The organism is Comamonas thiooxydans, from assembly GCF_002157685.2.
Taxonomy (GTDB): domain Bacteria; phylum Pseudomonadota; class Gammaproteobacteria; order Burkholderiales; family Burkholderiaceae_C; genus Comamonas; species Comamonas testosteroni_H.
This window is the reverse complement of sequence record NZ_AP026738.1, coordinates 2,070,159-2,090,017: the sequence shown is the minus strand read 5'-3', so window position 1 is coordinate 2,090,017 and position 19,859 is coordinate 2,070,159. Positions and strand designations below refer to the sequence as shown.

20 protein-coding genes are annotated in these 19,859 nt (G+C 61.5%); 7 read left to right on the top strand and 13 right to left on the bottom strand.

The window, feature by feature from the left end:
• The first annotated feature begins 142 nt into the window (after nucleotides 1-142).
• Both CTR2_RS09610 and CTR2_RS09605 read left to right on the top strand, forming a co-directional pair.
• Complete coding sequence (locus CTR2_RS09610; protein ID WP_087084258.1) at nucleotides 143-706, top strand: TetR/AcrR family transcriptional regulator; 564 nt, start codon at nucleotides 143-145, stop codon at nucleotides 704-706.
• 129 nt (nucleotides 707-835) lie between these two features.
• The gene (locus CTR2_RS09605; protein ID WP_087084259.1) at nucleotides 836-1,228 is read left to right on the top strand and encodes a VOC family protein; all 393 of its coding nucleotides are present in this window, start codon (nucleotides 836-838) and stop codon (nucleotides 1,226-1,228) included.
• 52 nt (nucleotides 1,229-1,280) lie between these two features.
• Here the strand turns inward: CTR2_RS09605 and CTR2_RS09600 are convergent, their stop codons facing one another.
• The 5 genes from CTR2_RS09600 to phaR all read right to left on the bottom strand — a co-directional run bounded on the left by CTR2_RS09600 (nucleotide 1,281) and on the right by phaR (nucleotide 6,548).
• Complete coding sequence (locus CTR2_RS09600) at nucleotides 1,281-2,537, bottom strand: tetratricopeptide repeat protein (RefSeq protein ID WP_254913400.1); 1,257 nt, start codon at nucleotides 2,535-2,537, stop codon at nucleotides 1,281-1,283.
• A 418-nt stretch (nucleotides 2,538-2,955) separates the two neighbouring features.
• On the bottom strand, nucleotides 2,956-3,348 hold the full coding sequence (locus CTR2_RS09595; RefSeq protein ID WP_087084261.1) for a VOC family protein: 393 nt from the start codon (nucleotides 3,346-3,348) through the stop codon (nucleotides 2,956-2,958).
• 147 nt (nucleotides 3,349-3,495) lie between these two features.
• Nucleotides 3,496-4,260: an SDR family oxidoreductase gene (locus CTR2_RS09590; protein ID WP_087084262.1), complete on the bottom strand. Its 765-nt coding sequence runs from the start codon at nucleotides 4,258-4,260 to the stop codon at nucleotides 3,496-3,498.
• A gap of 144 nt (nucleotides 4,261-4,404) precedes the next feature.
• A complete protein-coding gene (locus tag CTR2_RS09585; RefSeq protein WP_087084263.1) occupies nucleotides 4,405-5,787 on the bottom strand; it encodes a DUF1329 domain-containing protein in 1,383 nt (460 codons plus the stop codon).
• 215 nt (nucleotides 5,788-6,002) lie between these two features.
• Nucleotides 6,003-6,548 (bottom strand): polyhydroxyalkanoate synthesis repressor PhaR, encoded by a 546-nt coding sequence (gene phaR / locus CTR2_RS09580; RefSeq protein WP_052263658.1) that lies wholly within the window; start codon nucleotides 6,546-6,548, stop codon nucleotides 6,003-6,005.
• Between the two features lie 262 nt (nucleotides 6,549-6,810).
• On the opposite strand from phaR, the gene CTR2_RS09575 reads away from it, so the two are divergent.
• Nucleotides 6,811-7,302 (top strand): hypothetical protein, encoded by a 492-nt coding sequence (locus tag CTR2_RS09575; RefSeq protein WP_003063220.1) that lies wholly within the window; start codon nucleotides 6,811-6,813, stop codon nucleotides 7,300-7,302.
• 60 nt (nucleotides 7,303-7,362) lie between these two features.
• Here the strand turns inward: CTR2_RS09575 and murB are convergent, their stop codons facing one another.
• Complete coding sequence (gene murB, locus CTR2_RS09570) at nucleotides 7,363-8,460, bottom strand: UDP-N-acetylmuramate dehydrogenase (RefSeq protein WP_087084264.1); 1,098 nt, start codon at nucleotides 8,458-8,460, stop codon at nucleotides 7,363-7,365.
• Nucleotides 8,461-8,563: 103 nt separating this feature from the next.
• Between murB and CTR2_RS09565 the strand changes: the two genes are divergently transcribed.
• The 3 genes from CTR2_RS09565 (at nucleotide 8,564) to CTR2_RS09555 (ending at nucleotide 10,822) form a co-directional block, all read left to right on the top strand.
• On the top strand, nucleotides 8,564-9,049 hold the full coding sequence (locus CTR2_RS09565) for a YajQ family cyclic di-GMP-binding protein (RefSeq protein WP_003063225.1): 486 nt from the start codon (nucleotides 8,564-8,566) through the stop codon (nucleotides 9,047-9,049).
• Nucleotides 9,050-9,184: 135 nt separating this feature from the next.
• Nucleotides 9,185-9,814: a retropepsin-like aspartic protease family protein gene (locus tag CTR2_RS09560; protein WP_238707665.1), complete on the top strand. Its 630-nt coding sequence runs from the start codon at nucleotides 9,185-9,187 to the stop codon at nucleotides 9,812-9,814.
• A gap of 15 nt (nucleotides 9,815-9,829) precedes the next feature.
• On the top strand, nucleotides 9,830-10,822 hold the full coding sequence (locus CTR2_RS09555) for an HD-GYP domain-containing protein (RefSeq protein WP_087084266.1): 993 nt from the start codon (nucleotides 9,830-9,832) through the stop codon (nucleotides 10,820-10,822).
• Nucleotides 10,823-10,828: 6 nt separating this feature from the next.
• Here CTR2_RS09555 and CTR2_RS09550 read toward each other — a convergent pair whose 3' ends face one another.
• The 7 genes from CTR2_RS09550 to CTR2_RS09520 form a co-directional block, all read right to left on the bottom strand.
• On the bottom strand, nucleotides 10,829-12,565 hold the full coding sequence (locus CTR2_RS09550; RefSeq protein ID WP_087084267.1) for an NAD(P)-binding protein: 1,737 nt from the start codon (nucleotides 12,563-12,565) through the stop codon (nucleotides 10,829-10,831).
• Complete coding sequence (locus tag CTR2_RS09545; protein WP_087084268.1) at nucleotides 12,565-14,115, bottom strand: polyamine aminopropyltransferase; 1,551 nt, start codon at nucleotides 14,113-14,115, stop codon at nucleotides 12,565-12,567. Before CTR2_RS09545 ends, CTR2_RS09550 begins: the two co-directional genes overlap by 1 nt.
• Before the next feature lie 210 nt (nucleotides 14,116-14,325).
• Nucleotides 14,326-14,541, bottom strand: a complete 216-nt coding sequence (locus tag CTR2_RS09540; protein ID WP_003056416.1) for a DUF350 domain-containing protein — start codon at nucleotides 14,539-14,541, stop codon at nucleotides 14,326-14,328.
• A 29-nt stretch (nucleotides 14,542-14,570) separates the two neighbouring features.
• Entirely contained in the window at nucleotides 14,571-16,097 is a 1,527-nt protein-coding gene (locus CTR2_RS09535) for a DUF4178 domain-containing protein (RefSeq protein WP_087084269.1), read from the bottom strand.
• Between the two features lie 83 nt (nucleotides 16,098-16,180).
• Entirely contained in the window at nucleotides 16,181-16,867 is a 687-nt protein-coding gene (gene plsY / locus CTR2_RS09530) for a glycerol-3-phosphate 1-O-acyltransferase PlsY (protein WP_087084270.1), read from the bottom strand.
• Nucleotides 16,868-17,063: 196 nt separating this feature from the next.
• Complete coding sequence (gene ybaK, locus CTR2_RS09525; protein ID WP_087084271.1) at nucleotides 17,064-17,564, bottom strand: Cys-tRNA(Pro) deacylase; 501 nt, start codon at nucleotides 17,562-17,564, stop codon at nucleotides 17,064-17,066.
• A 69-nt stretch (nucleotides 17,565-17,633) separates the two neighbouring features.
• The gene (locus tag CTR2_RS09520) at nucleotides 17,634-18,695 is read right to left on the bottom strand and encodes an aldo/keto reductase (protein ID WP_087084272.1); all 1,062 of its coding nucleotides are present in this window, start codon (nucleotides 18,693-18,695) and stop codon (nucleotides 17,634-17,636) included.
• A 157-nt stretch (nucleotides 18,696-18,852) separates the two neighbouring features.
• On the opposite strand from CTR2_RS09520, the gene CTR2_RS09515 reads away from it, so the two are divergent.
• A complete protein-coding gene (locus CTR2_RS09515; RefSeq protein WP_087084273.1) occupies nucleotides 18,853-19,833 on the top strand; it encodes an alpha/beta fold hydrolase in 981 nt (326 codons plus the stop codon).
• Nucleotides 19,834-19,859 lie beyond the last annotated feature (26 nt).

Genomic DNA, 19,859 nt, shown 5'->3' with positions numbered 1-19,859 from the left:
TTTTTTGAATCAAATTTGATTCATTAAGACCTATATTGATTCATGGCATTTTGATACCAAGTAAAGTTGCTCTCCCAAGCTTTTAGCCCCGCTGCTTGAATCAAAATAGGTTCATCCGTATCCGCCCCAACCGGAGCCACGAATGACGACAACCCCTCACGACAACACAGCAATCCTCCCTCCACTGGCCCTGGCCCTGGTCAACCACCCACGCGCCACTTTGCAGGAGCTGGCCAAGGCCATAGGCATCAGCAAGGCCACCCTCTATCGCTTCTGCCCCACGCGCGATCTGCTGATCAAGCGACTGCTGGAACAAAGCCTGCGCACGCTGGACGATGCGCTGGACGAAGCCCGCATCGAGGAAGGCCCGGTGCTCGAAGCACTCAAGCGCCTCAATGCCAAGCATCTTGAACATCGCGAATTCACGCTGTTCCTGACCTATTACTGGAACGAGGTCGAAAAACCCATGGAGGAAAATGCGATCTGGGAACCCAAGGTCGACGCTTTCTTCCTGCGTGGCCAGCAGGAAGGCGTGTTCCGCATCGATTTCAGCGCGGCAACATTGACCGAGCTGTGGCTGGGAACCGTGATCGCCCTCATCGACGGCGAGCGCCGCGGTCGCATCCCTCGCGCCCCGCTGGCACAGCTTGCCGAGCAGGCGTTCTTGCAGGGCGTCATGCGCCAGGACGGAGCGGCGACAGCCTGACAGAATCGACCCGGACCGCAGCCTTAACGGCAATGCCTGCCTGCAACTGCACCATGCTCATGCCGTTCCCCTGCAACGCGAGATTGCGTGCCCTCACACTCATTTTCACAACCAGACAGTAGCCTTGTCATGATCAGTCACCTCGACCACCTGGTTCTCACCACGGCCAACGAAGCGCAATGCATACGCTTTTACACCGAAGTCCTCGGCATGCGGCTGGAATCCTTCATAGGCGGCACCCCACCCGTGGAGCGCAAGGCCTTTGTATTTGGGCAGCAGAAGATCAATCTGCATGTGAAGGGACGCGAGTTTGAACCCAAGGCCCACACGCCTGTGCCCGGTGCCCTTGATCTGTGCTTTCTGGCCTCGGTGCCGCTGGACGAGGTTATCGCGCGTCTGCAGCAGTTGTCGGTTCCCATCGCCGAAGGCCCTGTGATGCGCACCGGTGCCTCATCGAAAATCCGCTCCATCTATGTGCGTGACCCCGACCTGAACCTCATCGAGATCTCGGAGCCGGCCTAGCCGCCCTCGCGCTGGCAAGCCGGGGCCTCGAAAACGGCCCCCGCTTGTCAGCTCAGAGCTCTGCCAAAGCCTTTTTTGCCGGAGCATGGCCTTGCTCTGCGGCGCGCTGCAACCACTCACGAGCCTGCTTGGCATTCTTCTTCACACCCAGACCGTCCCGGTACAAAGTTCCCAGCGCGTACTGGGCCGGGGCATCCTGCTGCTCGGCGGCAAGCCGATACCACTTCAGCGCCTGAGCCAGGCTCTTGCCCACACCCTCGCCGTTCTCGTACAGAGTGCCCAGGTTGTACTGGGCCTTGGCATAGCCTTGATTGGCTGCCATGGTGAACCACTTGGCGGCCTCGGTGTAGTTGGGTTGCGCAAAGCCCTTGCCCAGATATTGAAAGACACCGACGTTGTACTGGGCCAGAACATTGCCCTTGAGAGCCGAGTTCAGGTTCTCCATGTATTCCATGGACTGCGCAAACTCCGCGGACTTGGGCGACGAAGCGGAGAGTTGCTCAAGCCGCTGCGCCGCCGCTGCATGCTGGTACTTCAATGCCTGGGTGTAATAGGCAATCGCTTCCTTTTCATTGCGATACTCGCCCTCTCCCTGTTCGAACAGGCGGCCCAGTTCATAGTAAGCCTCGCCCGAGCCGCGGATGGCAACAGCGTGCAGCAGCAGCACGGCCCGCTTGTAGTCGGGGTCCACGCCCTGGCCTTCGAAGCAAATCTTTCCCAGCAGCAATTGGGCTTTCTGCACGCCTTTGTCTGCCAGCGGGGTCAGCCATTTCGCGGCTTCGGCACGATTCTTCTCCACGCCTTCGCCAAGGTAATACATCTCGGCCACCGTGAACTGCGCCAGCACATCGGCTTGCTGCGCCGCCATCAGATACCAGCGAAACGAGGCCTGCAGATCCTGAGCAAGCAGCTCGCCTTTACGATAGACGAAGCCCAGGCTGTTTTGTGCCGCGGCAGAGCCCTGTTGCGCGGCGCGCTCCAGCCATGCGACGCCTGTTGCGGCGTCCTTTTCAACTGCTTCGCCTTTTAGATAAATAGTTCCCAGCAGGTTCTGCGCATCGAGATTTCCGGCGTTTGCAGCCTGATGAATGTGTGCCAGGCCTGCCTCAGGATCCTTTTTCACACCCTCGGCACCCAGCACATAGACCAGACCCAGCAGATACTGGGATGGCGCATGATTGTGCTCGGCGGCCAGACGCAGCCAGCGCAAGGCATCGTCGGCATTCTTTTCCACGCCCTTGCCGTAAAGATAGGCCTTTCCCAACTCGTACTGTGCCGCGACATCGCCTGTCTTCGCGGCATTGACCATTTCGCTGGGCTGAGCCTGCGCACAACCCCAAACTGACAGCCAAGCCGACAGAACCAAAGCACCAGACCATCGCGCAAGCATTGCTTCCCCTGTTCAAAGAAAAAATGGGAGTATATAGAAGCAACACCTTGCCCATAAAGCGTTGACAGCTATCAAAAACATACTAACCCGCTGCAGTAGGGAAATGACTGCCGATGGAACTCGTCCTTGCCTGTCGTCACAGAGCCGCTTACGCCCGCGAAGTCTCTCTTGTCTCGGGACAGCATTGCTGCCCGAGGCTCTCCCAGGCCAAGCAACGCAGAGATCTGCCCGGTCAAACTAGGCCGGGGTGCAATTTGCGTCGCATGTGCGCGATATTGCAAACAGTGCGGAAAGCCAGGCCGGACCTTGCGCCTTTGCGGGCAAGCATCTCTTTGGCTCAGGCAGCCATGGGCGTACAAAGCTCCACCACGGTGCCGTCGGGGCAACGCAGATAAGACACCATCTGACCCCAGGGTTTGGCCGTCGGAGCGGCCATCTCGATGGCGCCTGCGCTCAGCGCGCTCCGATGGGCCAGCTCGACATCCTCCGTGACCAGCGCGATTTCAAATCCCAATGGCTTGGCAGAGCTGTGTGCTTCGACATGGCCTCCAGGAAAATTCAACGCGCCCAGTTCATGGGCGGCAAATGCCAGCGTGGTCTGCCCCGTCTCGAGCTCGCCATAGGTTCCGGATTCATGCAGAAAACGCTGTTGTATGCCGAACGCCCGGCTAAAGAATTCCAGCGATGCCGAGACATCCGGGACGTAGATGATTGTGTAACCCAATTTCATGAAGACATCCTCTCAAAACCCAACCGAACTTGAACGACCGCATCTTTACCGCTCAAGACCATTGCCTGCATCATCCTACTCAGCAAAACGGCAAAGGCCTTGAAACGCTTCAAGGCCTTTCGGGGACGGTCAGATTCAAGCTCTCATCTATAGCCCCATGCCCAGAATCGAGTTATCGGCGTGCAGCTCGCTGCCGCTCATGACACTGGACTCTTCGCTGGCCAGGAACAGCACCAGTTGCGCGATACGCTCGGGCATATAAGCGCGGCCGGCACGGTTGAGCTTGGGGTCATGCAAGACCATTTCCTTGCTCACGCCCTTTGGCAGCGAAGCCTGCATCATGGGCGTATAGATGCCATCGGGATGAATGGAATTGACACGAATCGCATAGCCTTGCTTGCGACAGTTCAGTGCAGCGGCGCGGGTCAGTGCCGACACGGCGGCCTTGCTGGCGCTATAGCCGGCGTATTGCTCTATGGGCAGCCAGCTGGATACCGAAGCCATATTGATGATGGAGCCGCCAGCCTGCTTCATCGCCGCAATGCCCTGCTGGCAACCGATGAAGACCGACTCGGTGTTGATCTTGAGCAGGCGGCTGAAATCCTCCAGACGCCCTGTTTCCATATCACCAGGCAGCAGGATGCCGGCATTGTTGACCAGCACATCGAGCCTGCCAAGACGTTGCTGCACCGCCGCCATCACAAGCGCCCAGTCCGCCTCGCTGCTCACGTCATGGCGGACAAACATGGAGCGTTCGCCCAATTCAGCCGCCAGTTGCTGCCCTACCGTTTCATTGATATCGCTGAATGCGACCTTGGCGCCTTCACCAAGAAACAGCTTCACCACCTCCAGACCCACACCGCTGGCACCACCAGTGACCAGCGCCACCTTGCCCTGCAAACGATTTGTCATCTACGTCTCCTCTTGTTTTTCCAAGCCCTGAGCAGGGCATTGCTACTGCCACATAAAAAAGGAGGCGCAAACGCCTCCTGACTTGAATGGCAAAAGCCCGCAGCCACACAAAGTACGCCACAAGCTGTTTGCCGGATTCATTTTTTAGTTGCCTGCGTTACGCGCTGCTTCGGGCGTAAACATGGCTGCAGTCATATTGCCCTTGTTCAAGACGGGACCCTGGGGTCGCTCCTGGAACAGGTTGTAGGCCACATAGCCGCCAGAGTTCAGGTCGTGATAGAAGCTGGTGCCCGCATGCCAGATCCTTGCGTCGAAGGCATAGTAATGATTGACTACCGCCTGCAGCCACAACTGGCCGCGTGCATCGTAGTAATCGCTCATCAGTGCCTGGCCGGTATCTTCATCGAGGAACAGCACGCGCTTGCCGAACATGTGGCGGTAGCCATCCTTGAGCGAAGCCTCCAGCACCCAGACACGGCGCAGCTCATAGCGCATGTAGTCGGGGTTTTCATGACCGGGTTTGAGCAGATCGGCATACTTCACGTTGCTGCCGTGAATCTTGTAGGCATTGGCCGGCACATAGACTTCCCTCTTGCCCAGCGACTTCCAGTTGTAGCGCTCGGGCGAGCCGTTGAACAGGCGATCGGAGTCAATCGTCAGCTTGCCGCCGGTGCCCGATAGAGGCTGGTCGAAACCGTATTCGGGAATCTGGCGCACCCGACGTGTGCCGGGGTCATAGCTCCAGCCCAGGCGCTTTTCCTTGCCAAATTCAACCGGCTCGGACACCACGCTGACGCCGCCCTTCTCACGCTCGGGCAGCTTGACTGCATTCATGCCCTGGGACATGGGACTGCTCAGTGGCTGTCCTGCGTTGGCCGGGTCGTTGACCTGACTGAAGGCGCGATTGTCGGCACGACCCCAGACGATGGTGCCATCGGCCAGCACATTGGCGTTGTCACGCAGCGTGTGTTCGGTGAAAGCACGCGAAGGCAGCAGGTTGTTGAAGGCCAGCTCAAGTCCATTTCTGGGGAACGGGAAGGGCAGCGCCCCCTTGACCGCACCCGTTGTACCCTGACCGTCTGCGTTCATCACGGCATCCTGGGCATTCTTTCTGGCCGCCGCGCAGACGGCATCCGAGAAGCGAAAGTCACGGTGGCCCTGATAGACCGGAATACGATAGGTCTTGGGGTATTTGGCAAACATGGCCTTCTGACCCTCGCTCAGGCGCTCGCCATACTGCGCCAGATTCTCAGCCGTGATGGTGAGCAGCGGCTTTTCACCGGCATAGGGGTCCACCGGGTGCTGGCCAGCATGCGGGTTGTATTGAATGCCGGGCGGCGTACCCAGCCATTTGCCCGTGAACTCGGGCACACCGCTGGCTGTACCCGCTTTTTCGCCCCCCGTGCAGGTCAACGACTTGCCCAGCCTGGACAGTTCATCGGGCGTCGCCTTGGCCCAAGCCCCCCCCACAAACAATACGCCTGCAGCCAAGACCGCCATCAAACGGGGTCCCTCTCCTAACTTCATGCCTAGTCTCCTTGGATGCATCCGCCATGCATCTACCTGTCATTGAACTTCTCTTATCGTTCTTCTTCCTTGCCCACTCGCAATTGCGAAGCAACGAAATCATTGTTCGACCGGCGACGATCGCAAACATCGTCAATTAGGACTAGCGCAGGCAGGCGCCAGCAACAGACACAAAAAAGCGGGCCATTGGCCCGCTATGGAAAAGCAGTTTTCGTTCAGCGCTTGATGCCGAACACACCCAGCATCTGCTCCGTCTGCTTTTGCATCTGCTCCTGCATCTGCGTGAACATGTTCTGGGACTGCTCCATATAGCTGCCCATCAAACCCTGCATGGCTTGAGGCTGCATGCTCATGAACTGCTTCCAGGCCTCGGGGTTCATGCCCTGGGACTGGCCCGCAAGCTTGCTTTGGAAGTCCGTGAACATCTGCACGTTCTTTTCGATGTAGCTCCCCATGAAGCCCTGCATGGCATGACCATAGAAGCGAATGATGTTGGCCAGCATTGCCTCGGAGAACATGGGAGCCCCGCCCGCTTCTTCTTCCAGAATGATCTGCAGCAGGATGGAGCGCGTCAGGTCTTCATTGGTCTTGGCATCCCTGATGACCACCGGCTCGCTGTCCATGACCAGTTGCTTGACCTCGGCCAGAGTGATGTATGAAGAGGTATTGGTGTCGTAGAGGCGGCGATTGGGATACTTCTTGATGATTCGCTGGCTCCCCACCTGGACATCACCCTCTTTGCCCTCTTTGTTTTCTTGCATCGCAAGTCCTTTATGTTCTGGGGGTCGGCCCCGTCGTCAATTGAGCTATTGCAGTGCAACAGATTTTAGGCAGTGCACAAGCCTCATCGGCAAGCAGTAACCCTGACAACCCAGCTTGTCCGTGCTGCAACAAAGTCGCACCACCGTCACAGCCAGCATCAGGTCTTTGCCATTTATTCACAAAAAACAGTTTGCCGTCTATCGAAATCAAGCTTGCAGAAGGTTTACAGTGCCTCTCGTTGTTTGACGAAAGGCTCAACGGATGATTACCACCAAAACACGCAATGCTGTTTGTCTGACCGCCCTGCTGGCTGCCGCCGGCTTCATGACTGCAGCACAGGCCCAGCCCGATGCTGCTGCGACCGATGCCGCCAAGGCCGCTGCGCCGCAGGCAGCACCCGCAGCTCAGGCAGTCCCTGCCAATGTGGATGCCGCTGCCGCAGACGCCGCATTGCGCAAGCGCCTGCAGGCAGTTGTCGCAGCCATGGACGGCAAGTCCAAGCTGGCTGCCAACAATTTCAACGAGGAGTTCCTCAAGAACTCCCCCATCGACACCGTGCAGAAAGCCCTGGACTCCGTGCGCACTGGCGTCGGCAGCTGCCAGACGGTTGGCCGCATGGAAAGCTCCACACCTCTGGCAACCAGCGTGCTGCTGAGCTGCACCAAGGGCTTTGTACCCATGGAACTGGCGGTCGAGCCCAAGGCTCCTTACCGTATTTCGGGCATTTTGCTGCGCCCAGCCTTCTGGAAATAAGCGCATTTCACCATCAAAAATGGAGCCTGCTGGCTCCATTTTTTGTTGGCACCGACAAAGTCAGATCACCACCGGCTCAGGCTCCAGGCGAATGCCAAAACGTTCGTAGACACTGGTCTGAATTGCCCCTGCAAGCGTCATCACCTCGCCGCCGGTCACGCTGGCGTCGAGGCTGTGGCGATCTCCGCGATTGACCAGCACCAGCGCCTGCTTGTCGTAGACGCCCGCCCGGCCCATGGTCTTGCCTTTCCAGCCGCAGGCATCGATCAACCAGCCGGCCGCCAGCTTGATGGAGCCGTCATCCATGGGATAGTGAACAATCTTGGGCTCGCGCGCGATGATGTCCGCGCATTGCTCGGTCGTCACCGTGGGATTCTTGAAGAAGCTGCCCGCATTGCCGATGACTTCGGGGTCCGGCAGCTTGGCACGACGAATCTCGCAGACCCATTCAAAGATCTGCTGTGCAGTCGGCTGCTCTATGCCTTTTTCCGCCTGCTTGCGCTGCAGATCGAGATAGCCCAGATCCGGTTGCCAGCTCTTGGGCAGCGCCAGACGCACCCGGGTGATCACCGCTCGTCCTTTGAGACCCAGGCCGCGCGGGACAGCCGTCGAACCTGTCACGGGCCAGTACTTGGGCTGAGCCGGTGCATGTTTGAACACCGAGTCACGGTAGCCGAAGGCACATTGCGCGGCATTGAGGCTGAACTGCTCGCCGGTGACCAGATCGATCGCGTCCAGGGAGTCGAAGCGATCCTGCAGCTCCAGCCCGTAAGCACCGATGTTCTGCACCGGGGCCGCGCCTACCGTGCCTGGAATCAGGGCCATGTTTTCTAGGCCTGTATAGCCCTGGGCCAGCGTCCATGCAACCATGTCATGCCAACGCTCGCCCGCCCCGATCTCGACAATCCAGTGCTTGTCGGTTTCGCGCAGCAGCCGCATGCCCATGATTTCCATCTTGAGCACCACCGGGGCCACATCGCCCGTCAGCACCACATTGCTGCCACCGCCAAGGACGAACACAGGCTGCCGTCCCCATAGCGGGTCGGCGAGAAACTGACGGATATCGTCCTGGCTACGAATGCGCACCAGCGTTTCGGCGCGCGCGGCAATGCCAAAGGTGTTGCAATGCTGCAGGGGAACATTTTTCTCGACTAACATCCATCCAATTGTCGCACTGCGCCTGCTCTGCTGCTGGCAAGCAGTACATCACGGCCCGGCGCACTGTGGCTGTTTACCGCTCTGATACTGATAGGAATTACACATGCCTTCTTTTGACACTGTTTGCGAAGCCGATTTCGTCGAAGTGAAGAACGCCGTTGACAACGCCACCAAGGAAATTGGCACCCGTTTCGACTTCAAGGGCACATCGGCCGCCGTCGAACTCAAGGACAAGGAAATCACCATTTACGGGGATGCCGAGTTCCAGCTGCAGCAAGTCGAGGACCTGCTGCGCAACAAGCTGACCAAGCGCAATGTTGACGTGCGCTTCCTGGACATCCAGAAGGCACAGAAGATTGGCGGCGACAAGGTCAAGCAGCTCATCAAGGTCAAGAATGGCATCGAGTCCGAGCTGGCCAAGAAGATCCAGAAGCTGATGAAGGAAAGCAAGCTCAAGGTGCAGGCTGCCATTCAAGAAGAGAAGGTCCGCATCACCGGAGCCAAGCGTGACGATCTGCAGGCGGCCATGGCCTTGATCCGCAAGGATCTGGCCGACCACCCTCTGTCATTCAACAACTTCCGCGATTGAATGAAGCTCCCCCTGCGTAGCTCCGCGGCTTCCCCTTCCCTCGCCTTGCGGGAGGGGGACGAGGCCGTTGCCACAGGGCGACGCGGCCAGCTCAGCTCCTTGCCCCGCGCCTCTCGCCTGCGTCGCATGGGGCTCATGCTTTCAGTCGCCGTAGCCTCCAGCAGCGCCTTTGGACAGTCCGTCGCCCTGACCGGCGTGCTGGGCAGCAAGGCCTTGCTGGTCATCGATGGCAGCGCCCCCAAGGCGCTGGCCGTCAACGAAAGCCACAAGGAGGTGCGCCTGCTGCAGATCAGCGGCGACTCCGCCGTGGTGGATATCAAGGGCCAGCGCCAGACGGTGCGCCTGGGAGCAGCTCCGGTCAGCGTGGGCAGCCGGGGCGGCATTGATGGCGCCGCGCGCTCGGGCCGGCTGGTCCTGATCGCCGACTCGCGCGGCCATTTTGTCGATCGCGGCTATATCAACGGAAAAACCATGCAGTACATGGTGGACACCGGCGCCAGCACCATTGCCATAGGCCGCGCCGATGCCGATCGCATGGGCCTGCCCTACGAGCAGGGTGCCCCCGTCCTGATGCGCACGGCCAACGGCACTGCCCAAGGCTGGCGCATCAAGCTCGACAGCGTCAAACTGGGCGAAATGGAGGTCTACGGCATAGAGGCCGTCGTTGCCCCCCAGTCCATGCCCTATGTGCTGCTGGGCAACAGTCTGCTGACCCGGTTTCAGATGACCCGCAAGGGCAATGAGATGGTTCTGGAAAAGAACTGAACCCGCCTCTCGCCCATGCACGCACGCTACGACGATCCCTATGAAGACCTGCTGGGCCTATGGTCGGATCTGGAGGCCGCACTCGCGGTTTTGCTGACCGAGCCGCTGCGCATCCCAGGCTTTGCCATCAAGCTGCACCAGCTTGATCTGTGGCTGCAAGACCTCATCACGCAGGACAGCGATGCCGCGCTGTACCTGATGTTTCAGCGTGCCAGCTCGACAACCGTGGGCTACAGCCCGTCTCACGCCGTGGTCTGCGCGGGCCTGTGCCATATCCTTGCCAAGGAGCTTGACCTGCCTCAATCCGAGCGCGACATGCTGATCCGGGCCGCTCTGACCATGAACATCGGCATGACCGTGCTGCAGAACCAGCTGGCCGAGCAACGTACACCGCTGAGCAGTCAGCAGGCCGAAGCCGTCAAGCAGCACCCCACAGAGGGCCGGCTGATGCTGGAGCGGCTCATGGTACGTGACCGACTCTGGCTGGACACCGTGCAATACCACCATGTGGTGCTGCAGCCCGCGCCGCTGGCACAGTTGCAGCCGCTGGAGCGTCTGGTACGCATTCTGGGCACGGTAGACCGTTATGCGGCCCTGATCAGCCCGCGCAAGACCCGTAGCGGCCGCTCGGCCACCGAGTCTCTGCAAGTGCTGCAGCAGGGCGGCCAATACGCCGATGAGATCAAGCAGGCATTGATCGATGTCGTGGGCCTGTACCCACCCGGCACCTATGTACAGCTGGACAATGGCGAAGTGGCCGTGGTGCTGCGCCGCGGAAAAAGCCTGGAAGAGCCCGAGATTGCCAGCGTGATCGACCGTGACGGCCACAGCATGTACCCGCCCATCTGGCATCTGGACGGTCGCAGGCCGGCCATCACCTCCGCGCTGGCTCGCTCGTCGCTGACGCTGGACCTGGACCTGCGCTCCATGGCTCAGCTGGGCATTCACAGTGCACGCGGCAATGCCGAGCTGTACCGCATGGTCAAGCTGCCGGGTAGCAGACGCTGACCCTTTCTAAACGCCCTGTGCAGCGATCAGGCCGGCATGGTGGCCACGCGTGAAAGCCTCTTCCAGCACCGAATAGCCGGCCCAGTCCGAATGCGCAAAGCTCAGCCGCGCCGTCGCAGGCGTTGGCAGGCCCTGCACTCGCTCCCCATTCAATAGCAGATTGCGCTTACTGGCACTGAACTTGACGGCTATTTCGCTCAATATCTGCTGATCACCAGGACGCGGAATCGCCATCGCATGGCCATAACGGGTGATTTCCATGCGTGTGGCATGCTGCAGCAAGTCTGGGTGCGGCTCGCTCAGCGTGTTCACGATGCGCTCGCGCCAGAAGGCAAACGGCTGCTGCATCAATTGCCGACGCCCATCGGCCCAGTCGCCCAGTGCCTGGTAGTAGCTCAGCACCGTGGGCTGGCTGCGGATGCGGTCCAGTCGCTGATTGCCTGCATCCACATAGCCCAGCCCGCCCGCATTGCCATCGCGGTACAGCACATTGTCCCAGGCGGGCTCGGCGCCGGGGTAGTCGGCCAGCGGTCGGGCGATATGGATGTTCGCCACCAGCCAGGGGGCCCAGTCCAGGCGAGCCGCTACGGTCCGCAGAAAATCGGGGGCATTGCGCAGCACTCTTGCGGCAATAAAGCTGGGCAGCGCCACCACGCAATGGCGCGCCAGCCAGCGTTCATGCTGCTGGCGGCCATGGTGATAAACCTCGATCTGCACGCCGCCCGCGTCCTCGGTGACCGCAAGCACGCTGCAATCGGTCTGCAGCTGCGTGGCTTTCAGTCCCGCCACCAGTTGCTGCGCCAGCCAGCCATTGCCCTGTGGCCAGGTCAGCACCTGCTCGCCGTCCGCTTCGCTCTCATGCTCGGCCTGCGGACGCGGCGCGTGGAAACCATGGCGGCTGGCGAAATAATGAATCCCCGCCCAGGCCGAGACACGGCTCAGACCGGCACCGAAATCATCCCGGCAGCTGTAGTCCAGATACCAGAGCAGGCGCTCGTCATCCAGACCCTGCGCGGCCAGCCACTGGTCGAAGCGCTGCGCATCCAGCTCGGCGTGGGCGACAGGCAGACCCGCTTGGCGCTGCCAGACACGGATGGAAGGCATGGCAAAGGCCGCCGCCTGAGCCGCTGCCTCGACCTGCTTTTCAAACAGCGCATATTGCTCCAGCGTGCGCTGGCTCACGCCCTGCACCGGCAACAGTCCTTCGTGCCAGCCGCCCTGCCAGTACAGACGCTCCTGCGGGCTATGGCAGAGATAGCGCTCGTCATAGCGCCAGCGGCCAGCGAAGCGCTGGCGCACGCCCAGCTCCTCCAGCCAGTCCTGCACCTCATGGGCATCGTCGCCGGGCACGGGCAGATAGTGTGCGCCCAGCGGGCAGGCAATGCCCTTGACTTGCCCGCCCTGGCTGTTGCCTCCCATGGCGGCCTGGGTATCGAGCAAGGCTGCGCCCTGAACACCAGCCAGTTCCAGCGCGCGCGCCGCTGCCAGCCCGGCCATGCCCCCGCCCACAATCACGACCGGCGCCCGGTGCACCACGGCAGGTGCGGGCAGCTCCAGCCCCTGCGCCAGACGCTGCCAGAAAGGGCGCAGGCCATGACCGCGCTCCAGCGCCACGCCGCTGAAGCCGCCAGGCAGATCTTCCAGCCTGGGCGACTCCTGCCCGCAGCCGGCCAGGCCGGCAGCACCGAAAGCGCCGGCAGCCGCCCGCTTGAGCCAGTCACGCCGATGCAGATGGTCCGGCATCAATGTTCCACCTTGCCCCACTCGCGCTCATAGGTGTTGACCAGCACCTGATTGGACAGGCGGTTCACCTCGGTCGGCACGCGCGCCATATCGAGAGGGAAGTCAAACATCAGGCGCAGCGTGGGCAGAGTCAGAAAGCGCATGCCAGCGGGCAAGGCCTCGGGCTCGCGCCAGGGACGGTGGCTGGCCAGCACAAAGCCCCATTCGCCAAAACTGGGCACATGCACGTGATAGGGCTTCGCCGTCAGACCCACGGACTCCACGGTCTGCACCACGGTCCAGAAGCTCTGGCGCGCAATCAGCGGCGAGGTGGTCTGAATCACGGCATAGCCGCTGGCTGCCAGACGCTTGTCCAGCAGCGAATAAAAACTATTGGTGAACAGCTTGCCTATGGCGAAATTGGTGGGATCGGGAAAATCCACCACGATCACATCGAAGGTATCCGCAGTCTCCTGCAACCAGTGAAAGGCGTCGGTGTTGACGATCTTCACGCGCTGGTCATTGAGCGCATTGCCATTGAGCGCCGTCATCATGGCGTTGCTCTTGAACAGATCGGTCATGGCCGGGTCCAGCTCCACCAGCACCACGGACTCCACGCCGGGGTACTTGAGCACCTCGCGCACGGCCATGCCGTCGCCGCCGCCCAGCACCGCCACCTTCTTCGGTGCACCGTGCGCGGCCATGGCGGGGTGGACCAGCGCTTCGTGATAGCGGTACTCGTCGCTCTGGGCAAACTGCAGATTGCCGTTCAGGTACAGCCGCGCGCCCTGGCGTCCCTGTGTCACCACGATGCGCTGGTAGGGCGAGCTGCTGCTCAGCACAATGCGATCCTGGTAGAAATGGTCGTCGGCCAGCCGGGTCAGCTGATCCGCGCCCGCGATGCCGCCGCCCAGGGCCAGCAGCACCAGCGCGCAGGCCCAGGCATGGGCGCGCAGATTGCGCAGCTCATGCTTGAACAGCACCAGGGCCCAGACCGCTATGGCCGCGTTCATGAAGCCGAACAGCAGACCTGTGCGCACCAGGCCCAGCTTGGGCACCAGCACGATGGGGAATGCCAGCGACACGGCCAGGGCCCCCAGATAGTCGAAGGTCAGCACCTTGGAGACCAGATCCTTGAGCGATGCATTGCGCTTCAAGATGCGCATCACCAGCGGAATCTCCAGTCCCACCAGCGTGCCCACCACCATCACCATGCCGTAGAGCAGAAAACGGAACGCGCCCGGCGCATAGGCATTGGCCAGAAACAGCACGGCTGGCAAGGCACCACCGACCAGCGCCACCATCAGCTCCACACGCAGAAAATGCGCGGGCAGCTGATCTTCGAAATAGCGCGACAGCCACGAGCCTATGCCCATGGCAAACAGATAGGTGCCGATGATGGTGGAGAACTGCAGCACCGAATCACCGAGCAGATAGGATGCCAGCGCACCTGCCGCCAGCTCATAGAGCAGACCGCAGGCCGCAATCACGAACACGCTGGCCAGCAGCGCCACATCAATGGGCCGAGGCCCCTGGCCAGCGCTATGCTCCTCGGCCACCATCGAAGTCATCAAAGGTACTTTCTATCTAGTTCAGCACACCATCGGCCTGCACTCCTCGGGAATCAGCACTTCCCATTGGACTCTGAAGCTCAGACCCGGCGCGCTGCAAACGAGAGACTGCCAGCAAGCGCCGCCGCGCAGCGATGCAGTCGTCCCCCTCCCGCGTAGCGAGAGAGGGGCGCCCGGTCAGGGGGAAGGCGCGGGCGCCTCAGGGGGTGTTTAGTGAATAGCCGCAGCGACGATGATGCTGATCCCCAGGCACATGGCCGCCACCACCATGGCCAGCGCCTTGTTGTGCTTCTCCACGATCTCGGCCCACATGTCCACGGGCGTGATCTTGTCGATGATGATGAAGCACAGCCAGAACACCACCACACCCACCAGGGCGTAGATGATGGAGCCGAAGAAGTTCTGGGGGTTGAACCAGTCAAACATGATCTCTCTCCTCGAATGAGATGGGGGTGCTATTTGTGGCTTCCGCCGGAGGTATAGCCGCCATAGGAGCCGCTGCTGGAGCGGCTGTAGCTGCAGTTGGGGTCGGTGCGCGGATCGCAGTTGGGGCTGGACATGCAGGCGCGCAGGAACGGCAGTATGAACAGCAGCAGGAACAACCAGAACAGGATCGTGCCCCAGCTGAAGCCGCTGCCCGACAGCGGGCTGACCTGGGAGCGGTCCTTGAGCTTGCCGGTGCTGAAGGCCTGGGCAATGGTCTCTGCCGACGCACGCTGTCCGTGGGTCCAGGTGGTTTCCTGATTGGCGGTCTCCAGCGCCAGCGTGGACTGCTTGCCGCCATTGGCAAAATCCACATTGCTGGACTTGGCGCCCTTGAAGACGGGCCAGTAGAACTCGCCCTCGGCATACTCCGTCTCCGCCAGGTAGGCGTAGTCGCGCTGGTATTTGCGCTGCAGATAGGTCGCAGTGGCGCCGTTCTTGCTGAGCTTGGGAGCACCCGTGATGACGCGCGCTGTGCTCCAGCCGTCTTCCGAATCGACGATGAACGAAAAGCCCGCCTTCTTGTTGTAGAGCAGGTATTCGTCCCAGGTGAAGCTGTCGTCCTCATCCTCGCCCAGGCCGCGCCCGCTACGCCTCTGAAAGCCCACGATCTGCCATTTCAGGCCATCCAGCGTGCCTTCGCTGCCCAGCGGAATCAGAGGCTTGACCTTTCTGCGCTGCTCGGCATAGCTCAGCTCCGCCCCCATGCCCTTGGACATGTCGATCAGGCTGCCGCAGCTGGGGCAGCTCAGGGCCTTGGTGGTGTCGAAGCGCACGGGCACCACGGCACCGCACTTGGGACAGTTGAAGTGGCGCCCCTGGGTTTTCTTCTGGGCGCTGCTGCGCAGGCCCTGCATCTGCAAGGCCTCCAGCGCCACGGCCGCCCCCAGGCTGAAGGCCGGTGCCTTGTCGCTGAAGTCGATGGAGAGAATCTGGTTCTTGTCGCTACGCAGCTCCACCAGCTTGAAGCTCTTGCCCAGCTGAGGCAACTGGGGCAGCTCGCCCTGAGCCGCCATCAGCTGCGCATCCTGAATGCTGGTGACGGTGAAGGATTCCGTGCCTGCCTTGAGCTCGCGGCCCATGCGCCATTCACGCTGCTGGAATTCGGTCACATTCCAGCCCGGCGGCTGCCAGTTCACGGCAAAGACAAAGCTGCCGTTGTCCTCGCTCAGCCAGGCCAGCTCGCCGTTGCTGAGCGCAGCCACCCATTCCGACCAGCTGCCGGCCGCGCTTTTGTACTGCGCGCGGCCCACGACGGTGAAGGGCTCGGGCTTGCCGTTGCGCTTGACCATGCCCGAAGCGCCCAGCTGCAGCGGGCTGTAGTCCTCGAACACCTCGGCCATGGAGCCAATGCGCTTGAGCGTCTCGCCATCGCGCAGCACGGTGCTGCGGCAGAACTCGCAGACGGCAAAGCTCGATTGCGCACTGGCGAAGTGGACCGGCGCGCCACAACCAGGACAGGGAGCGCTGTAGGCGCGCTGCGATGGGCTGGAAGCCATATCTTTTTGCTATTGAATTAAGAGCTTCTTGTGCTTTTATATACGAGGTCTGGCGACCTCCATGGACTATCTCCGGGAGCGTCCTAGCGATGCCTGCTCTTGCCGCTCTTGCGGGCCGCGCCCTCTGCAGGCTTGGAGCCCTCGGTCTTTTTCTGCCCCAGCCTGGACTCCTTGCCGGCAATCAGGCGCTGGATGTTTTCGCGATGACGCCAGACCAGCAGGATCGCCATCACCACAATCGCGGCAGTGATGGGCGTTTCCGCATCCCAGACGATGCCGCTGCACAGCACGTAGTACACGGGCGCGAACACCGAGGCCACCAGCGCGGCCAGGGAGGAATAGCGGAAGAACACGGCCACGATGACCCAGGTCAGCGCCGTCGCCAGACCCAGCCAGCCGCTGATGCCCAGCAGCACGCCCAGCGCCGTGGCCACGCCCTTGCCACCCTTGAAGCCGAAGAACACCGGATACAGATGACCCAGGAAGGCCGCCAGGCCGGCCAGTGCCACCGTGCTGTCACCCAGGCCGAACGGCTCGCCGAAGGCCTTGACCAGTACCACCGGCACCAGACCCTTGAGTGCATCCAGCAGCAGCGTGACGGCCGCGGCCGCCTTGCTGCCCGAGCGCAGCACATTGGTGGCCCCGGGGTTGCCGCTGCCATAGGTGCGCGGGTCGTTCAGGCCCATGACGCGGCTGACGATGACGGCAAAGGACAGCGAACCAATCAGATAGGCCGCGATGACGGCGATAACGGGATAGAGGGCGTTCAAAGGAATTCCTCGGCCAGAGACTGGCCCTTAGGCTCGTCGACCAAAGTCGACGGCACCGATTGTTGTCACGACTTGCGCAATCCGGATCAGTCATGGCGGTTTGTCGACCGCCATGCCCGTTGTGCATCCTGGTTTGCGTAAGTCCTTGTTGTTTACGTTTTTGCCGGCCGGCGTCTGCCCCCGGCTGGCTAGTCCCCTATTCTGCCAGCGCGCAGTGCACTGGCCGGGCATCGAGCAGACGGGTACAAACCTCAGGGGCCAGTTGCACCAGATAGCCGCGCCGCCCGCCGTTGATGGCAATGCGTGGCAGCGCGAGTATGGTTTCCTCGATATAGACCGGCATTTCGCGCCTGGTGCCAAACGGCGAGGTGCCGCCCACCAGATAGCCGCTGTGGCGGTTGGCCACCTCGGGCTTGCAGGGCTCCACGCTCTTGGCCCCGATCTGGCGCGCCAGGTTCTTGGTCGATACCTTGCAATCGCCATGCATGAGCACGATCAGCGGCTTGGCATCCTGATCCTGCATCACCAGGGTCTTGACGACCGCATGCTCGTCCAGCCCCAGCTGACGCGCCGACTCCTCGGTGCCGCCATGCTCCACATAGTCATAGGGGTGCTCGGTGAACTCCACCTTGTGGGCCTTGAGCATCTGCGTGGCCGGAGTCTCGCTCACATGGGCGTTTTTGTCTTTTTTTGCCATGATTCAATTTTGATAGCTAGTGGCGCATGCCCGATGTGGGCCATCAACCATTTTCCCTCAATAAAGCGATCAGACAGCAGGATCGCGCATCTCCCAGCGGATGCGGTCTATTTCGGCCAGCAGCTCGGCAGGCAGCTGCGTGCCCCAGGCGTCGAGATCCTCGTCGAGCTGGGCCACCGAAGTCACGCCGATGATGGTGCTGGCCACCTGCCACTTGGTGTAGCAGAAGGCCAATGCCAGCTGCGTGGGAGTGAGGCCATACTGCTGAGCCAGCGCGTTGTAGCGGCGTGCGGCGGCCAGCGCATCGGGGCGACCCCAGCGCTGTTTCTGCACGGATTCATACCTGGCGATGCGTGCCTGCTTGGGCGCACCGGCCTCGGTCGGCGCAAACTGATCGAACTTGCCCGTCAGCAGGCCGAAAGCCAGTGGCGAATAGGCCAGCAGTGACACCTCGAGACGGTGACAGGTTTCGTCCAGCCCGTTCTCATAGCTGCGATTGATCAGGCAGTAAGGGTTCTGGATCGTAGCCACACGCGGCAGTCCGTGCTGCTCGGCCAGGCGCACGAACTCGTGCACGCCATAAGGCGTCTCGTTGGACAGGCCGATGTGGCGGATCTTGCCCTGCCTGACCAGACCGGCCAGCGCCTCTAGTTGCTCGTGGATGGGCGTGAGCGAGCTTTCCTTCTTCGGGTCGTAATACATGGTGCCAAAGGCCGGCACATGACGCTCGGGCCAGTGAATCTGGTAGAGGTCGATCACCTCGGTCTGCAGGCGCTCAAGGCTGGCGTCGCAGGAGCGCACGATGTCCTGCGCCGACAGGCCCGAGCCTTCGCGGATCCAGGGCATGCCGCGCGAAGGGCCGGCCACCTTGCTGGCCAGCGTGATCCGCTCGCGCATGCCGGGGCGGGCCTTGAGCCAGCGGCCGATGATGGATTCCGTCGCGCCAAAGGTGGCCTGACGAGCGGGCACGGCATACATCTCGGCCGTGTCGAAGAAATCCACGCCGCGCTCCACGGCTCGGTCCATGATGCGCCAGGCTTCAGCCTCATCGACCTGCTCGCCGAAGGTCATGGTGCCCAGACAGATGGGGCTGACGCGCAGATCGCTCTGCCCCAGAGCAACGGGATTCATGGAAAGACGGGAAGTGGATGCAGCAAAAGTCATGCTTCCAAGTTTAGAGCCTGACAGTACAAGATCAGGGCAGACTGCTTGTTTTTGCTGACACAGCTGTCCCGCGCACGACGGGCCATGCTGCAAGCGCAGCAATAATCAAAACAACGGAGACAATATGACAACGCACAACCCCGCGCAGACCAGCCAGCTCACCGATATCCCGCCCTATCAGCCGCGCCGCCAGTGGCAGTCACAGATGCTGCCCGTGCGCAATATGCACTACCACCTGCGCAGCTGGGAGCCCGAGCCGGCTTCTGGTGTCGATGCCGGGCTGCCCGTGCTGGTGCTGGCCCATGGCTGGATGGATGTGGCCGCCTCCTACCAGTTTGTGGTCGATGCCTTCAGCGACGCCTTTGTGCAGGGCCGCCGCATTCTTGCCCACGACTGGCGCGGCTTCGGCCTGAGCCGCAGCGCCGATCCCTGCGACAGCTATTACTTCACCGACTATCTGGCCGACCTGGACATGCTGCTGGAGCAGATTTCGCCCGATCAGCCCATCGACCTGGTCGGCCACAGCATGGGCGGCAATATCTCCTGCATGTATGCGGGCGCGCGGCCCGCTCGCATACGCCGCTTTGTCAATCTCGAAGGCTTTGGCATGGCACCGACCACGCCCGACCAGGCCCCCGGACGTCTGGCCCAATGGATGGATCAGCTGCGCGAGCAGCGCGCGGGCGGCATGGGTCTCTCGGACTATGACAGCGTGGAGGCCGTTGCCAACCGCCTGCAGAAAACCAATCGCCGCCTGCCCCGCGACAAGGCGCTGTGGCTGGCTCATCACTGGTCGGCCTCCGATGCCCAAGGCCGCTGGCATATTCTGGGCGACGCCGCGCACAAGCTCTCCAACCCCTATCTGTATCGCGTGGACGAGGCCCTGGCCTGCCTGGCCTCCATCAGCGCCCCCACCCTGTCGGTCGAAGCCTCGGACGACAGCCTGGGCCAATGGCATCAGGGCCGCTACACGCTGGAGCAGTACCACGAGCGCATTCGCCATATTCCCCAATGCGAGATCGCCCATGTGCAGGACGCCGGCCATATGCTGCACCACGACCAGCCCGAGGCCGTGGCCAGGCTGATCGAGGACTTTCTGCGCTGACCGCCTGCTATCCAAACAAGAGCTTC

What these genes read in the sequence shown, in the direction of transcription:
- ybaK (WP_087084271.1), bottom strand. Translation starts at nt 17,564, where the DNA reads ATGGCAAAAAAAGACAAAAACGCCCATGTGAGCGAGACTCCGGCCACG.
- CTR2_RS09600 (WP_254913400.1), bottom strand. Translation starts at nt 2,537, where the DNA reads ATGGTCAATGCCGCGAAGACAGGCGATGTCGCGGCACAGTACGAGTTG.
- CTR2_RS09515 (WP_087084273.1), top strand. Translation starts at nt 18,853, where the DNA reads ATGACAACGCACAACCCCGCGCAGACCAGCCAGCTCACCGATATCCCG.
- CTR2_RS09575 (WP_003063220.1), top strand. Translation starts at nt 6,811, where the DNA reads ATGATTACCACCAAAACACGCAATGCTGTTTGTCTGACCGCCCTGCTG.
- murB (WP_087084264.1), bottom strand. Translation starts at nt 8,460, where the DNA reads ATGTTAGTCGAGAAAAATGTTCCCCTGCAGCATTGCAACACCTTTGGC.
- CTR2_RS09550 (WP_087084267.1), bottom strand. Translation starts at nt 12,565, where the DNA reads ATGCCGGACCATCTGCATCGGCGTGACTGGCTCAAGCGGGCGGCTGCC.
- CTR2_RS09560 (WP_238707665.1), top strand. Translation starts at nt 9,185, where the DNA reads ATGCTTTCAGTCGCCGTAGCCTCCAGCAGCGCCTTTGGACAGTCCGTC.
- CTR2_RS09595 (WP_087084261.1), bottom strand. Translation starts at nt 3,348, where the DNA reads ATGAAATTGGGTTACACAATCATCTACGTCCCGGATGTCTCGGCATCG.
- CTR2_RS09520 (WP_087084272.1), bottom strand. Translation starts at nt 18,695, where the DNA reads ATGAATCCCGTTGCTCTGGGGCAGAGCGATCTGCGCGTCAGCCCCATC.
- CTR2_RS09535 (WP_087084269.1), bottom strand. Translation starts at nt 16,097, where the DNA reads ATGGCTTCCAGCCCATCGCAGCGCGCCTACAGCGCTCCCTGTCCTGGT.
- CTR2_RS09585 (WP_087084263.1), bottom strand. Translation starts at nt 5,787, where the DNA reads ATGAAGTTAGGAGAGGGACCCCGTTTGATGGCGGTCTTGGCTGCAGGC.
- CTR2_RS09605 (WP_087084259.1), top strand. Translation starts at nt 836, where the DNA reads ATGATCAGTCACCTCGACCACCTGGTTCTCACCACGGCCAACGAAGCG.
- phaR (WP_052263658.1), bottom strand. Translation starts at nt 6,548, where the DNA reads ATGCAAGAAAACAAAGAGGGCAAAGAGGGTGATGTCCAGGTGGGGAGC.
- CTR2_RS09555 (WP_087084266.1), top strand. Translation starts at nt 9,830, where the DNA reads ATGCACGCACGCTACGACGATCCCTATGAAGACCTGCTGGGCCTATGG.
- CTR2_RS09540 (WP_003056416.1), bottom strand. Translation starts at nt 14,541, where the DNA reads ATGTTTGACTGGTTCAACCCCCAGAACTTCTTCGGCTCCATCATCTAC.
- CTR2_RS09610 (WP_087084258.1), top strand. Translation starts at nt 143, where the DNA reads ATGACGACAACCCCTCACGACAACACAGCAATCCTCCCTCCACTGGCC.
- CTR2_RS09590 (WP_087084262.1), bottom strand. Translation starts at nt 4,260, where the DNA reads ATGACAAATCGTTTGCAGGGCAAGGTGGCGCTGGTCACTGGTGGTGCC.
- CTR2_RS09545 (WP_087084268.1), bottom strand. Translation starts at nt 14,115, where the DNA reads ATGACTTCGATGGTGGCCGAGGAGCATAGCGCTGGCCAGGGGCCTCGG.
- CTR2_RS09565 (WP_003063225.1), top strand. Translation starts at nt 8,564, where the DNA reads ATGCCTTCTTTTGACACTGTTTGCGAAGCCGATTTCGTCGAAGTGAAG.